Annotated in this window: 12 protein-coding genes; 9 read left to right on the forward strand and 3 right to left on the reverse strand. The window is 48.2% G+C overall.

Annotated features, from left to right (window positions below):
• Nucleotides 1-3: 3 nt before the first annotated feature.
• Nucleotides 4-2,073 carry a ShET2/EspL2 family type III secretion system effector toxin gene (locus HC248_RS06145; protein WP_168921734.1) on the reverse strand — a complete coding sequence of 690 codons (2,070 nt, stop codon included), beginning with the start codon at nucleotides 2,071-2,073 and terminating at the stop codon, nucleotides 4-6.
• A gap of 296 nt (nucleotides 2,074-2,369) precedes the next feature.
• On the opposite strand from HC248_RS06145, the gene acuI reads away from it, so the two are divergent.
• The 6 genes from acuI (at nucleotide 2,370) to HC248_RS06175 (ending at nucleotide 11,279) form a co-directional block, all read left to right on the forward strand.
• A complete protein-coding gene (acuI, locus tag HC248_RS06150) occupies nucleotides 2,370-3,389 on the forward strand; it encodes an acrylyl-CoA reductase (NADPH) (protein ID WP_202882454.1) in 1,020 nt (339 codons plus the stop codon).
• Nucleotides 3,390-3,427: 38 nt separating this feature from the next.
• A complete protein-coding gene (locus HC248_RS06155) occupies nucleotides 3,428-5,347 on the forward strand; it encodes a propionate--CoA ligase (protein WP_168921736.1) in 1,920 nt (639 codons plus the stop codon).
• Nucleotides 5,348-6,038: 691 nt separating this feature from the next.
• Complete coding sequence (locus HC248_RS06160) at nucleotides 6,039-6,503, forward strand: (2Fe-2S)-binding protein (protein ID WP_168921737.1); 465 nt, start codon at nucleotides 6,039-6,041, stop codon at nucleotides 6,501-6,503.
• 10 nt (nucleotides 6,504-6,513) lie between these two features.
• Nucleotides 6,514-8,667, forward strand: coding sequence for a xanthine dehydrogenase family protein molybdopterin-binding subunit (locus HC248_RS06165; RefSeq protein ID WP_168921738.1), 2,154 nt, complete (start codon nucleotides 6,514-6,516; stop codon nucleotides 8,665-8,667).
• Nucleotides 8,668-8,900: 233 nt separating this feature from the next.
• On the forward strand, nucleotides 8,901-9,935 hold the full coding sequence (locus HC248_RS06170; RefSeq protein WP_168921739.1) for an XdhC family protein: 1,035 nt from the start codon (nucleotides 8,901-8,903) through the stop codon (nucleotides 9,933-9,935).
• A gap of 825 nt (nucleotides 9,936-10,760) precedes the next feature.
• The gene (locus tag HC248_RS06175; RefSeq protein WP_168921740.1) at nucleotides 10,761-11,279 is read left to right on the forward strand and encodes a response regulator transcription factor; all 519 of its coding nucleotides are present in this window, start codon (nucleotides 10,761-10,763) and stop codon (nucleotides 11,277-11,279) included.
• 84 nt (nucleotides 11,280-11,363) lie between these two features.
• On the opposite strand, the gene HC248_RS06180 is transcribed toward HC248_RS06175, so the two are convergent.
• On the reverse strand, nucleotides 11,364-12,344 hold the full coding sequence (locus HC248_RS06180) for an IS30 family transposase (protein ID WP_168920864.1): 981 nt from the start codon (nucleotides 12,342-12,344) through the stop codon (nucleotides 11,364-11,366).
• A 395-nt stretch (nucleotides 12,345-12,739) separates the two neighbouring features.
• Nucleotides 12,740-12,925: a hypothetical protein gene (locus HC248_RS06185; RefSeq protein WP_168921741.1), complete on the reverse strand. Its 186-nt coding sequence runs from the start codon at nucleotides 12,923-12,925 to the stop codon at nucleotides 12,740-12,742.
• A 137-nt stretch (nucleotides 12,926-13,062) separates the two neighbouring features.
• Here HC248_RS06185 and HC248_RS06190 point away from each other — a divergent pair, with 137 nt between their 5' ends.
• The 3 genes from HC248_RS06190 to HC248_RS06200 all read left to right on the forward strand — a co-directional run bounded on the left by HC248_RS06190 (nucleotide 13,063) and on the right by HC248_RS06200 (nucleotide 15,355).
• Entirely contained in the window at nucleotides 13,063-13,443 is a 381-nt protein-coding gene (locus tag HC248_RS06190; protein ID WP_168921742.1) for an ArsR/SmtB family transcription factor, read from the forward strand.
• A gap of 1,339 nt (nucleotides 13,444-14,782) precedes the next feature.
• Nucleotides 14,783-15,121: a hypothetical protein gene (locus HC248_RS06195; protein WP_168921743.1), complete on the forward strand. Its 339-nt coding sequence runs from the start codon at nucleotides 14,783-14,785 to the stop codon at nucleotides 15,119-15,121.
• 69 nt (nucleotides 15,122-15,190) lie between these two features.
• Nucleotides 15,191-15,355: a hypothetical protein gene (locus tag HC248_RS06200; RefSeq protein ID WP_168921744.1), complete on the forward strand. Its 165-nt coding sequence runs from the start codon at nucleotides 15,191-15,193 to the stop codon at nucleotides 15,353-15,355.
• The last annotated feature ends 237 nt before the right edge of the window (nucleotides 15,356-15,592 follow it).

Consider the following 15,592-nt stretch of genomic DNA (forward strand, 5'->3'; position numbering starts at 1 on the left):
GGCTTAATCCAAGGGCTGATCACTGGCGTTTGGGATTTTAAAGTTCAGTGATCCATGGCGGATAAATGCTTGCAGTTCGCGCCTAGAATCTTGTGGAAACTGAGCTTGTGTGGCATTAGCTAATGCCTCGCAATATACCGCTTGAATATTTTTTGTGTCGGATGAAAAGTTCTTAAAGTGCCATTTAAAGTTGATGCTTAAAGCTTTTATTTTCAAGTGCTGCGGTATGTCGGCGCCTAGGATTGCACGTGTTAGTACCGCCACCGTGGCACTGAATCTAAAGCAGCTTGCACGCTGCAAAGGTGAGTAGTCTTCCATCTTGATTAGACTCAATATTTTCGCCACCTCAGCCCGCCCAGTGATTGACTGCAAACGACTGCTGAGCGCTTGATGGTGATCGCCGTTTACCAGTATTGCCACTTCATTAGCCGTGACCTCTGGACTGGTTTCTTGTCGCCAGTTTCTAAGTGTTCTTAATTGACTGACTGACTGTATTTTTTGGCCTAATTCAATCGGATTGAGTGCTGTGATTTTAAAAATTGAGTTTTTAATCGACTGTTTTAAATAATGTCTGATTACTGCTCTGGGTAGCCAATTTTCTAGAGTGAGGTGCGCTGCATCTTCGGGTTGTAGCAAAACTAGCCGTAAATGTGATGCGGTCATGTTTGGGTCGTAAAAATTAATCACGTAATACGGCGCGCTATGCGGTGCGCTATACGGATCTAATTTTTTGCGTATCTCCAAAGCCATGGCGTGCTCGAGAGACACCATAAAAAAATATTGATTCTCGCCTGTTGCCATGGCTGCGATGCGCTGCGCAAGAAACTGTCCAAAGCAAGAAACTTCAACTAAATGGTTGTCTGGTAGTACCGATGTAATCGGATAAAAAAAGTGGTCAGTGCTGGGTAGTGTGTGTTTGGCGATCGACTCTTTCGTGTGGTAGTTTTCGTAGGTAAATGGCTTGGTAGAAGGCTGGGAAGGCGTTTGGGAAGATGTCTGGAAAGATGACTCGGTTAAAGGCTGGGTTAAATGGCTTAAGCCTGACGGCGATTGGGTTGGCGCAAGATGCCTTTGCGATCTGTCAATTAACCATTGCAGGCTTAGGTGACGACATTTGATGGGACTTATGCCTGGTGCGCTAAATATTGAAAAATTTGCCTCGGCATTCAAACTCAATGATGATTGCTCTACCTTTAAATCATTTTTTTTATCGCTTTGCGTAAACTTATCGACGTGAATATAAATGTGATTATTTAATGTTCTGGTGATGAGTTGACCTGACTTTAGCTGGCTTTGAAGCGTCACTTTTTTCTTATGGTCTGCAGTAATAAACAGTGATGTACCTGAGTTTGCAATAACGTTTGTGATGCGACTCGCTTGAGTCAAATCTAGGCGCATTTTGCTGCCTTTTAAAATTTTCCTAACATCTAGACTTTCACCAGAAAACGCTGGTAGTGATAAACGCTGAAGTCCGATAATTTGCGTAAATCCATCTGGTATTTCCCACATTTTTTCGGGAAATGTTATGTGACTGAGCGTTATATTTTTGCTTTTAATTAAGTCAGAAATAGCGCTGCAAAGTGCAGGCGAGAAACGATCTATGCCTTGTGATCGCAAATGGGATAAATCAAGGTGAGCGTCCTTTAAGTGCTTTAAATACTGCTCTGCCAATTCAAAATTTTGTGCGTCAGCATTGAAGAAATCTTTTTCAATAATTGAAGACTCAAAGTCTTTTTTCTCGGTTTTTGTTTCGGTTTTTGTTTCGGTTTTTGTTTCGGTTTTAGTTTCTGCTTTTATATCTATAGGCAGATTGGTTTTTATATTATTTTTTTCTTGCTTGACTATCGCCGTGGAAAATTTATCTTTGTCTTTTACCCTGATACGGCAGCAGCAGCAAATACGTGCAAGCAGCGATTTTGGCGCTTGCACTGGAATGGCCGGCAAACTTGAATAGCGCGGTTTTGCACTCTGGGTGGTCGTTGGTGGTGGCGGTGCCGACTTAGGCTCCTGCTTGGTCGTCTCGTAGTGAGTGCGGTTTAAGTGAGTTGGAAGTAGTCGATTACTCGTTTGCATAGCATTTACTTTTTGATGGCAAGTCAATCTGTTGCTGTTACTGGCGTGTCGAATAATTTTGCACTATTTTTTTGTGTGCTCAAAAAACTACTCTTATTTGGCGTTTCTATATGGCTTTAAAAAGGCTATTGCAAGACCTGACTTTATGAGCTTATGGGTTTGATGCGTCTCATCCTTGCTGTGTCAGCCGTGTTTGCGTCTAGGGACGTTCGGGTTTTTGAGACTAAAAAACGTGTTGTCAGTTCGCTGACAGTGCAGTGCGCATAATCGAAATGGCACTACGCCCTTGTTTGGCAATGACTAACTGCAAAAAATGCAGCATCACGAAAGCTACTACCTTGTTTAAATCACTTCAACTGAATAAAAACGACGCCGGTTTTTCTAGCGTAATTCTTGATACCGACGAATCCCAGCTGCCCGATGGCGATACGCTGGTGCAAGTGGAGTTCTCGACGCTTAACTACAAGGATGGTTTGGCCATCACCAATGCAGCACCGGTTGTGCGCAGCTGGCCCATGGTGGCTGGCATTGACGGCGCCGGTACGGTCATCGAATCAAGTCATCCCGACTGGTCAGTCGGTCAGCGCTTTGTGCATAACGGTTGGGGCTTGGGTGAGACACGTTGGGGCTTGATGAGTCAACGTGCACGCCTTCAGGGCCAATGGTTGGTGCATTTGCCAGAGGCGTTTACAACCCGTCAAGCGATGGCGATTGGCACGGCAGGTTACACCGCCATGCTGTGTGTGTTGGCGCTGGAGCGCCACGGTCTTAAGCCTGGTGATGGTGAAATTTTGGTTACCGGGGCGACTGGCGGCGTGGGCAGTGTGGCGGTGGCTTTGTTATCAAAACTTGGTTTCACGGTAGTGGCTGCAACCGGTAAAGTCGATGAATCAGACTATTTAATGCAACTAGGCGCTAGCAGCGTGATTGACCGTGCGGTTTTATCAGCACCGGGTAAACCCCTGCAAAAAGAGCGTTGGGCGGGAGTGGTTGATGCCGTTGGCTCACACACCTTAGCCAATGCTTGTGCGCAGATGCGCTACGGTGGTGTAGTCGCGGCTTGCGGTCTTGCACAAGGCGCAGACTTTGTAGCCACTGTGATGCCGTTTATTTTGCGCAGCGTCACGCTCGTAGGTATTGACAGCGTGATGGCGCCGTTAGCTCTACGCCAGCAGGCGTGGGAACGCTTGGCGCAAGACCTTGATCCGGCCAAACTTGAATCTATGGTTCAGCAGGTCACGCTAAACCAAACAGTAGAAAAAGCGCATGAACTTATGGCCGGAAAAATACGCGGGCGTGTCATCGTCAAACTCTAAAACCCATAAAAATTTTAAAAAATAAGTGATACCCGACTATGACTAACCTTGAGACGTACGCCGACTTTTACCGCCAGTCTATTGATCAGCCCGATGCTTTTTGGACCGAGCAAGCAAAACTCATTGAATGGAAACGTCCTTTTGACCGCGTTTGCAACTACGACAATCCGCCCTTTGTTCAGTGGTTTGAAGGTGGGCAAACTAATCTTTGCCACAACGCAGTGGACCGCCATTTAACAGACGGTGCTGACCGGGCCGCATTAATTCATATCTCTAGCGAGACCGGTGTTGAAAAAACCTATAGCTTTCGTGAACTCCATGTCGAAGTCGTTCGTATGGCAGCGAGTTTGCTGGCCTTGGGTGTAGGGCAGGGCGACAGAGTTTTGATTTACATGCCCATGTTGGCAGAAGCTGCCTTTGCCATGCTGGCCTGCGCGCGTATCGGTGCGATTCATGTGGTGGTGTTTGGCGGCTTTGCCAGTGGCTCGTTGGCAACCCGCATTGAAGATGCGGAGCCCAAAGCGATTGTCAGTGCCGACGCTGGTTCGCGTAGCGGCAAGGTCACGGCTTATAAGCCGCTGCTAGACGAGGCCATACGTCTGTCAAGCCACAAGCCCGCAGCGGTTTTGCTGGTTGACCGTGGTCTTGCGCCCATGACCTTGCTCGCGGGGCGCGATCATTTATGGCATGAGATGCGTGAACAAAACCTGACTGCCGATGTGCCCTGCGTGTGGCTGGACTCCAGTGCCATTAGCTACACGATTTACACCAGCGGCACCACCGGCAAACCCAAGGGGGTGCAGCGCGACACCGGCGGCTATACCGTAGCACTGACGGCGAGCATGAAGCATATCTTTGATGGTCACGCGGGCGAAACATTTTTTGCCACCAGCGATATCGGCTGGGTCGTGGGTCACAGCTACATTATTTATGGCCCGTTACTCGCCGGTATGGCGACCATCATGTATGAAGGTTTGCCAACCCAAGGCATGGACGGAAAACCGGATGGCGGCGTTTGGTGGAGTCTGGTTGAGAAATACAAAGTTAGCATCATGTTTAGCGCACCGACAGCGGTGCGGGTGCTGAAAAAACAAGATCCCGCACTACTTTCTAAATACGATTTAAGCAGCCTACGTGCCTTATTTTTAGCTGGTGAGCCACTTGATGAGCCGACCGCACGCTGGATTAGTGAAGGCTTAAAAGTGCCCATCATCGATAACTACTGGCAGACTGAGACCGGTTGGCCTTTGCTGACAGTGGCCAATGGCGTGACGCCTATGCAGAGTAAGTTTGGCAGTCCTGGTGTGCCTATGTATGGTTACCGGGTCAAGTTATTGCATGAAGTCACGGGTGAGGAATTGACTGCGCCGAATCAAAAAGGTGTGGTCGTGGTCGAAGGACCGACGCCGCCTGGATTCATGCAAACCGTCTGGAAAGACGATGCACGGTTTGTCAAAACCTATTGGACCAGCATCCCCGGAAAAATGGTCTACAACACTTTTGACTGGGGCATTCGCGATGATGACGGTTACTATTTTATTCTGGGTCGTACTGACGACGTCATCAATGTCGCGGGCCATCGATTGGGCACGCGAGAGATAGAAGAAAGTATTTCTGGCCATGCGCAGGTTGCTGAAGTTGCGGTGGTCGGTGTGGCCGATGCGCTCAAGGGTCAGGCGGCTATGGCTTTTGTGGTGTTGAGAGACACGTCTTTGGCGGCGGACAGCGCCAACGCTTTGAAGATGGCGGGCGAAATCATGAAGCGGGTCGACGGCGACCTGGGCGCAGTCGCAAGGCCGTCTCGCGTATTGTTCGTCACAGCTTTGCCCAAGACGCGCAGCGGCAAGATGCTGCGTCGGGCTATTCAGGCGGTGTGTGAGGGGCGGGATGCGGGGGACTTGACCATGCTTGATGACCCGACAAGTCTGGCGCAAATTAGCCGTGCGTTGAACCACTGACCCGCCAATTCGCTGATTTAATTAAGTGCTGATGGGTTAATACTCATCAGCACTTTTTACTTTAGGCTTGGTTTTTCGTCTTGTTAAGGTCAGGAACAAGGTGCAAAAAAGATGCCGGCCACATTTTCGATGGAGGAAAATTTAAATTTAAAAACAAATTACAACTTGAGAAAAGCGAAATATTCTTGTTTGAAATCCCAAGATGTCGGTCAGCTTTTCTTTGATTAGGACCAAGTCTAGGATGTATTTTTTATGTAAAAAGCGTATCAAAAGAATTTTTCCCGTCTCTTGTTTCGTTTTTTTTATGAATTTGATTGCAATGGGCTATGTATTTTTGAATTTATATTCAAGGTAAAAAATTTTAATTCAAGCAGGTTTGTATAGTTAAAAATAACTAGTTTTAAGTAAAAAAAGTTTGAAACCAATTTTTTCAGATCAATTTTAATTAATTATCCGATTTGCCTAATGCTTAATTGATACGTGTGCATATAAATTTTCGGTTTGAAAATAACCAAGGTCTTAGGGTTTTACGCTAGAGCTTGTGTTGGTTAGTACTCCACAATCTATTTGATACTCGTTTTGCGCTTGAGCTCATGCAAACTCATTTGCCATCTGGTGCGAAATAAATTTCTCGATATACGGCGGCCTGGCCGTGACGTAACCCGACTAAATCAAAAAAAGGATAAAACCCATGACCACCCAACTCAATCTCAACGGCCGTTTGCTAAACGTCAAAGCCGAAACCGATACGCCCTTGCTGTGGGTTATTCGCGATGAAATCGGTATGACGGGTACCAAGTTCGGCTGTGGTGTTGCGCTCTGCGGTGCTTGCACCGTGCACATGGATGGCGTGCCTATTCGCTCGTGTGTTACGCCGTTGTCAGTTGCCCTAGGTAAGAAGATAACCACTATTGAGAGCCTTTCTCAGGATAATTCCCACCCTTTACAAGTGGCGTGGATTAAGCACGATGTGCCGCAATGTGGTTACTGCCAGTCCGGCCAGCTAATGAGCGCAGCAGCACTTTTAAGCAGCAATAAAAATCCAAGCGATGCTGAGATCGACTCAGCCATGAGCGGCAATATCTGCCGCTGCGGAACCTATCCGCGTATCAAGGCCGCCATCAAGGATGCCGCTTCCACAATGCGTAAAGCCTGAAGGACACATCATGCAAGACAACCATAAATCCACAGGTCTGAACCGCCGTAACTTTTTAGCCAGCACGGGTGCCGTATCGGGCAGTTTGATGCTAGGTTTTGCCGTTGGCATGCCACTGATTAGTCAGGCGGCAGGAACAGCAAGCGCGAGCCACGCGCCCAATGCATGGGTGCGCATTACTGATGACAACGTCATCACGCTGTTAACTGCACGCTCAGAAATGGGCCAAGGCGTCTACACCGCTATGCCGATGTTGATTGCAGAAGAATTGCAAGTCGATATTCGCAAAATCAAGGTCGAGGTAGCACCGGCCAACAAGGTCTACACCAACGCCTTGTTGGGCGCGCAAATTACGGGTGGATCAACCTCCACCCGCGACGCTTGGGTGCCACTGCGCACGGCTGGCGCTCAGGTCCGCATGATGCTGATTTCTGCTGCCGCTGCCCAGTGGAAGGTAGATGCTTCTACATTGCGTGCAGAAGACGGCATGGTGCTAGGCCCCAAAGGTCAAAAAGCCAGTTACGGCTCACTTGCTGCCGCTGCTTCCAAGCTGCCAGTGCCGACAAAAGTAGTGCTCAAAGACCCTAAAGACTTCACCCTTATCGGCAAGGCAACGCCGCGTCTGGACACCCCGTCCAAGGTCAACGGAACGGCTGAATTTGGTATAGACGTAAAGCTACCGGGCATGGTTTACGCCAGCTTGCAGCAGTGCGCAGTGATTGGCGGCAAGGTCAAGAGTTTTGACGCGGCCAAAGCTAAGACCATGCCAGGCGTTATTGCCGTGGTGCAAATTCCTGACGGTATTGCTGTGGTGGCTGAAAGCTACTGGCAGGCTTACAAGGCGCGCCAAGCGGTGACTATTGTGTGGGACGAGGGCGCTCTGGTGAACACGACGCACGAGAACATGCTTGCAGGCATACGCAACGCCTCCATCACTGGCAAAGCGCTTTCCATCGTTGCCCCTAAAGGTGATGTATCTGAAGCCATGAAGGGCGCTACAAAAATCATCAAGGCCGAGTACGTCTCGCAACTGCTGGCTCATGCCACCATGGAGCCGCAAAACTTTACCGCCGACTTTAAAAATGGCAAATGCATGCTGATTGGCCCGACTCAGTTCCAGACCGGCGCTGTTGGTGGTGTGGCTGCAGCACTCGGCATTAAGCCAGAAGACGTGACAGTTAAAACCACCTTTTTGGGTGGTGGCTTTGGTCGTCGTTTGGAAGTTGACTTCATTGTTCAAGCGGCGCAAATATCCAAGGCTGTTGGCCGTCCAGTCAAAATGCTGTGGAGTCGCGAGGACGATACAGCGCATGACTTTTATCGCCCGATGGCGGTCAATCAATTGCTCGCTGCGATTGGCCCAGACGGCAAACCCGTGGCGTTTGATTTCCGCTTGACTTCACAGTCGATTACTCAGCGCGCTTTTGGTCTGCCAAAAGATACGGTTGATGATTTCATGACCGAAGCTGCGGTGGTCGGTTACGACATACCCAATACCCGCTACGACTTGGTTATTCATCACACCGGTTTGCGTGCGGGTTACTGGCGTTCTGTTAGCCATGCCATCAATGCGTTTGCTAACGAGAGCTTTGTCGACGAGATGGCTGCTGCCGCTGGTCAAGACCCTTACGCGTTTCGTATGTCCATGCTGGCTAAGCAGCCGCGTTATGCGCATGTGCTAAAGCTCGCTGCTGAAAAAGCGGGTTGGGGTACTGCTGCACCGGCCGGCCGCACACGCGGTATGGCGTTGATGAGTGGCTACAACAGCTATATGGCGCAAATCGTTGAGATCTCTGTCAAAGACAACCGTGTCACAGTGCACAAGGTCACTGTGGTGGCTGACGTTGGCATGATGATTAATCCTGACACTGTGTTGGCGCAGATTCAGTCCAGCATTATCTTTGGTATGACAGCGGCCTTGAACAACGAAATCACGCTGGCAGCTGGCCGCGTTCAGCAGACTAACTTTGGTGACTATCCAGTGCCGCGTATGAACGAAACACCGGAGATGGACATCACCTTGGTGACCAGCACTGAAGCGCCTGGTGGAATCGGCGAGCCGGTCACGGCCTTGGTTGCACCTGCCATTGCCAATGCACTGTTCACCGCCACTGGTAAACGCGTGCGTCAGTTACCAATTCATCATTACATCGACAAGGCTTGATAGAAGGGGGTTTCCCCCTCAAATAACTAGCTGGGCTCTGTCCCCCGTCTGCGGCTAAACGCTGTGAAATGGGGACAGAGCCTGTTTTTTTAGAGGGACGGCTTTTGAAATTAATTGCGCTTTCAACGCCTCAATTTCAAGCGTCGATTCAAAACGTCGATTCAAAGCGTTGATTCAAAGCCTAGGCATAGTCTGCTGCCTAGCCTACGCATCCATTTAAGGCAATTGTTAGCATGGACAACATAGATTTAGAGGTTCTTAAAACCTGCGCTCAGTGGTTAGATTCAGGTTTGCGCTGCGAGCTAGTCACCGTTCTCAAGACTTGGGGCTCTAGCCCAAGACCGGTGGGCTCAATGCTAGCGATCTGCGAGGATGGTCGCGTGGTCGGCTCGGTATCGGGCGGCTGTATTGAGGACGACATGATCGCTTTGGCGCGCAGCGAAGGTTTGACTCGCTTGCTGCCAGCTATTGTCACGTACGGCATCAGCGCAGATGAAGCGCACCGCTTTGGCTTGCCCTGTGGCGGCACCATAGAATTAGCGATAGAACCACTGACTGGAGACAGCCAAATTCGTACGCTGATGAATCGCCTGACGGCTGGTGAGTTGGTGGCGCGCCGGCTTGATCTGCAGACTGGCGTGGTGACGCTTAGTGGCGCGATACCGAGCGAGTCAATGCAGGTTTCTGAGTCTGCATTAGTGACACTGCATGGTCCGCGGTGGCGCTTACTTATTATTGGCGCCGGGCAACTGTCGCGGTTTGTTGCACAGATAGCCCAAGGCATGGATTACGCTGTGACCGTTTGTGATCCGCGCGAAGAATACCAAGCCAGTTGGAGTGTGACCGGTGTAGATCTGTCTACCAGCATGCCAGACGATCAAGTGATAGCGATGCATCTCGATAGCCGCTCAGCAGTGATTGCACTCACGCATGACCCAAAATTAGATGACTTGGCATTGATGGAGGCTTTGCGGTCTGAGGCTTTTTATGTCGGAGCGATTGGCTCTCGCCTGAATAATCAGCGCCGGCGGGAGCGTCTAGCGGAACACTTTGATATGACGGTTGAACAACTGGCTAAGCTGCATGGCCCGATTGGACTTTATATCGGCAGCAAGACACCCGCGGAAATAGCTATTTCAATTTTGGCGCAACTCACGGCGGTAAAAAATGGTGTGATGGTGCAGGCTGGATTAGGCATAGCCGATGCCAAAGTCTTGGCTGGGTTGGCGGCAACTGGCGAAGTCTGCGATATTCACAGTCCTTTGTAAGCCATGACTTATGTAGTCGGCCTCAGCTCAAGAGAAGATGTGCTGTCGACTTTAATTTTTTTAGCTTGTGAGCCCGCATGTTGGGCTTATAGGCTTGATCTTTTCTAAGTTCAATTTTTTCGCAGACACACGTATGCGTAGGTAAAAGAGTTGTCTTGTCCTGACAACTCTTTTAGTTTGTGTCGATCAAATTCTTGAAGCGACTAAGTTGTCCTTAAGGCCAACTAGTTTGATTGCTATGGCTTTTCGGTAAGTGTTGAGCGTTAAGCGTTAAGCGTTAAGGCATCGCTAAGACTGACTTCCTACTGCTTAAGCGTGCTATTTTCAGCTCGCCATTTCAAGCCTGTCAGCTGACTCGAGCTAGATGCACAGCGCTTAATAGATCAAACCAATACTTCTCCAGATCATTGCCAGCGGCATGTAATGACCATTGTTTATTCGTCTTGATTTGGTTGAAATGTTCCATATAAATACTAAATAGTCATTTTTGTTACATTTATTTTGCGCGAGTAATAAGTAAGAATGCTGTAAAGTATGTCTCTTATTAATACATAAATAAAACAAATGCTTTTTATGACGAATCCATAAAGAGCTATCAAATCAGGAGTGAGAAGCTATTTTTGGTTTGTGTTTTGAGACGTTTTTCTGCATTTTCACTTTGCTTTTATTGAAGCAACAGCGCCGAGAGTAATAGTCGTCACGCCAAGAACACCCATGCTTGGCTGACTTTGTCAGCACAAATCCCGTTTCAAAGCCACGTAGAAAGCTTGAGCCGTTTTAAGTATCTTTCTTTTAAACCATTAAAAATCATACGAAGTAAAACTTATGCTGAACATCACTACGCCCAGCCACGGCCACTTCGCCTGCGATTCAGTTATAGAAAATTCTTTGTCCAGTAGTGTTGGCGCACGGCACCAAACTAACGCGAAACATTCTCAAACCAATGCAAAACAGAAGATTTTGAAGGTGGACAAAACGCTCAAAGCTAAGGCCACTGCTAGACCTTTGAGCAGTATTGAGATTGATCTTTTGAACGCTTTGCACACAGGTGCGAGTAATCGAAAAATTGCGCTGGAGCGTGGAAAAAGTACCTACACCGTGCGCAATCAACTTAGTACTCTTTACGCCAAGATTGGAGTGACTAATCGAATACAAGCTTTGGTTTGGCTGCAAACCAGTACGGCCTCTTTGGTGCCGATTGACGAGAGAGCCTGTAACGCGTTGGAGAAAAAAGAAGAGGATTGCGCTTTTAATTGCCTGACTTTTGATCTACTCAATCTTCATAATATTTTTGGTAAGCCAATCGTTGTACTGCCTCTTAGTTGCGGGCGCGATAGCTCCTAAATTTCTGATCGTGGTGTCGAGATTTATGCGTTGAATGACGTTCAAGATAATGACTGCTTTAGCCTCAGAAATTAAAGGGCGGATTCAAGCTTGAAGTGCAACCGTATGCTGATAGGACTCTAACTGTTCCATAAAAACCTGATGCGGCGTTCGATACCCTAAACATTTTCTAGGACGATGATTGAGCCTGTGCATCGCTAAAGCAATGTCATCGTCGGTGATGCAATTAAAGCGCATCCCCTTTGGGAAAAACTGGCGAATCAAACCGTTCATATTCTCGTTCGCCCCACGCTCCCACGAGGCGTATGGATGGGCGAAAAAGAAATCTGCACTCAGCGCAGAAGCTATTCGTTCATGCTGGGCAAATTCCTTGCCGTTATCAGTCGTGAGAGTGTGCACGCAATGAGCGAACGGTTTGAGTAAAGTGATTAACGCGTCCCCTACGGCTTGCGCTGTTTTGAATGGCACGTGGAAAATTATTGAATAGCGAGAGACACGCTCATTAATCGTCACTAGTGCTTGCTTCTGCCCGGCACCAATCACCAGATCAGCCTCCCAGTCGCCAAAGCGCGCACGCTCAAGCACGATGTCGGGTCGCAGTTCTATTGAGACCTGGTGAGAGATGGTGCCGCGCCGTTCACGGCCACTGCTGCGTTTTTTTCGCGTCTTCTGGCAACGCAGTGTTTTATGCAAGGTGCCGCCCGCGCGTTTGTCAGCGTAGATGTACTGGTAAATGCTCTCATAGCTAACACCGGGTTGGTGGCTAGCTTCGAGGTGGCCGCTGATTTGCTCGGGGCTCCAAGCCTCAGCCAACTTTTCCTCCACTACAGCCCATGTCGAGTCAGCAACTCTAGGACTATTGGCGCAGGCAAGTCTACGTTCTTGGGCTTTGTCATTTGCCTGCTTAGGGCGATAGCCTCGTAGACCGCGGTTACGACGCAACTCACGGCTGATGCTCGATTTATCACGGTCCATCATTTTTGCAATTTCACTTTGATTGAAGTTTGCTTTGACGAGGATTGCAATCTGGTAACGTTCGTCACGGGTGAGGTGTGTGTAAATCATTCTGGGCAACTTTGACTTGGTAGTCGGGAAGCTTGGATGCTCTCACATCTCACCCACCCGTACGGTTAATTTCAAAGTTGCACTTCAGACTTGAATCCGCGAAGTTTATAAATTGAACATAACAGTTAGCGCTCAACTTGAAGCCATCGTCATTATCTAAAAAATGAAGATTGTGGACGGAAGTTTTTTACCTGAACTAGACGCTAATTGTTTTTTACGCAGGCTTCTTAATTAGATTTAATAAATTTTATTAAGAACCAAAAACACAGTAAAAATTTGTGATGATAGTGATTAGTTATCGAGCTTAAAAAACTTTTAATGACTAAAGAAATCTCTAGTTCTCTTTTTTCGCTGAGTAGATTTTGCAGTTTTATTTTTAGTGCTTGCGGCCTTGGCTACAAGCCTTTTTTTTGTGCAAAAGCGTAGGGTGCTGAGCAAGCATTTTTATTGACCAATTCAAGCGCAATTTGATTCGGGCGATAAAACGTAATAAACAACTGCGAGATGTTGTTTCGGTAATCACCTGATTGCGCGACTGGCGACTGGCGACTGGTAACTGTCAATTCGCTTTGTAAATTCATATTTTCAACCTACTTAAAAAGGATTCATTTTTACAAAAATACTGCAAAAGTTTAAGTTAAATATTGAATTCATGTGGATCGAAAAAAGACATATTTATTTGCTAACATGTATCAACAGCTACATATTGGATCTGACAATGAGCAAGTTAATTCTCTCGGCCAGACCGGCCGATCAAGCAGACATTTTTGAGCGCGCTGCAGAGCTGTTTTCTGTTCTGTCAACGCCCATGCGGTTGCATATTCTCAATGCCCTGTCTTCTCAGCCTAAGTCGGTGACGGAACTGCTCCATGAGATTGAAACTACTCAACCCAATTTATCCCAGCATTTAGGTGTTCTGTACCGCAGCGGCATTCTCAATCGACGCAAAGACGGCGCTCAAGTTATCTACAGCGTCCAAAGTCAAAAAGCTATGGCTTTATGCCGCAGCGTATGCACGCAGATAGCGATTGAAATCGACGAGCCAGGTAACGTTTCATCTGACCAACGCCTTTCGACTAGAGCGCAACAAGGTAAATAAAACGTTTTAGGGACTGCAAAGTGCCCCATCCAAGCGCATACAAAAACGTATTGACACGGTGAAGTTGCATTCGGACAGAATTCTTAATAGCTAAATTTCATGCTTAAGCATTGGCTGGGTTGCTGTGAGCCTTGCTTTTTGCTTTCAAAAAAATGTTTGTTCTGACGGTGGTGTGCATGATTTCTCCCGTGCCTTCTGTCATGGTTTGGACAAGCAGCGGGTGCGTCGGCAGAAGTTGCCTGATTTGACGTCTCAGCCGGATGTGCGTAACGGCTTTGCTGGCTAACTGCTAACTGCTAACTGCTAATCGCTTAATGAGAGGCGAGCGGCGAGTGCTAAAGCATTCAGCGCCGTTTGAATAATTGTTCGCTTCAATATTGCTTTTCCCTTCCAGCCTAGAAGAAGCTTTTACGCAACTGGGTCGAGGTAAGAAAATCGTAAAAAACGGCTGCAGCCTGACTCGATCGGACAGGCCCGACGAGATTAATGGCTGCAGCTGCCAGCAAATGTGTACGACAAAGTTGTTTTATGGCTCGATAAGCGCCAAGCTTTATAACTACCGTAAGTTGCCCGGTCGTGGTTGACCCAAGCGCGTTAGAAAGCACGAGCGTGGTCGGCTACTCATGGTCAAAGCGCAGGAGTGCCAAAGCTTTTAATGAATGCTATGTACCGTCGGGATTTCTCTAAACTGCTGGCGACCGTATTGCCATATTTTTTTTAGCGACATAAGCCTGTGGCTCATGCATAAGCACACGCAGTAATTGACTTGTCGCTTACCAACAGTGCGTAATTGCCGCATGTGGCTGATTTCAGTGCATGACACATGCCGTGTTATTTTCTAAGACTTCTGGGCAATTTAGGCGCGGGCACTGTGCGTGACCAATCGCCACTTTGGGTGGGTAAGCATTTGCTCAAGGCTGCGGGTTTAATATCCGAAACACCGAAAGCACATGCTTTTACTCATCTTGATTTCGTATACGCCAATACCGCTAGGTCGGCGGTTTCGTTCACCATGCGGCCTTGGATTAAAAGCTTAAGGCCGCTTGATTCGGCGCATTACTGCTCGACTAGGCGCATTCCTGCTTGACGGTGGTGACGCTTACCAAGACAGTACGACGGCGTTCTGCCTTAAAGTCTGATCGCAGGATTTTATTAAGCCGGTTTTCAAACCCTTTGAGCGGCGCGAGATGAGCCGCTCTCGCGCTGTCATCAGTGACCAGGCTTTCCTTCACTCCCATAAGCCAGCTCGGTATGCGCAATGCCGTATCGGGGTTTTGGCATTCGTCAACTCGAGATGCAGCAAAGCGTTAACCAAGCTGGTGAGCAAGGCGTGTAGGTTGTGGTGCTACTGAGCCACAACGGCATAGACGCGGATTTGAAGATAGCTGCTCGCTTGAGCGGTATTGGTGTGACTTTGTGCGCTCACACGCATGACAGCCCGTCGCAGCCGGTTACTGTCAAAAACCTCGGCGGCCAAACCATAGTCACGAAGGCTTGCTGCCACAGAAAATTTCTTGGTGTGCTGGATCTTGATGTCAAGCTTGGCAGAGTTGCCGGTTTTAACTATCGCTTGCTGCCAGAGTGTTTTGATTTGCTGGCTGCTGATACTTGGATGGTGACGACAAATAAAAAGTCGGGCGTGCCTCTTGTTTCCACTCTAAACCAGCCTTGGCCTTGACGGATGACTACTTATACGGACGACTACTTATACGGACGCGGTAACTTCAACGTCAACTCGGAGTAACTCATGCTCGTCGCGTTAACGGATGTGGATGGCGCAAAAATTACTTTCTCACCCGGCTTTAGATGGGTTACCTCGCTGCTGGCAGGTCAAGCCGTCATGCGTCATCAGTTAATGAATCAGACCGCAGTCACTTATTTCTTGGCTAGCTTTACTGATAAAAGTCATTAAACGATTGAGACGATGTTTGAAGACGAGGCGATCTGTCCAGAGTGAGCGGCATGACTTATAGCGGCGAGCCAACTGCCTAAATATGTGATCACATCCAAGGCCGTTGCTGGTAATTTTGGGTCAACGTAGATTCTTTCGTCGTCTGGTTTTGTCCTTTATTTCAATTCTTCGGGTGATCAGTGGCACAATCGCTTCAGTTCTGAAGGCCCTTCCTGCCACAGTCGCATCCGCCATTCG

Origin of the sequence: Polaromonas vacuolata (assembly GCF_012584515.1) — a bacterium.
Lineage (GTDB): Bacteria > Pseudomonadota > Gammaproteobacteria > Burkholderiales > Burkholderiaceae_C > Polaromonas > Polaromonas vacuolata.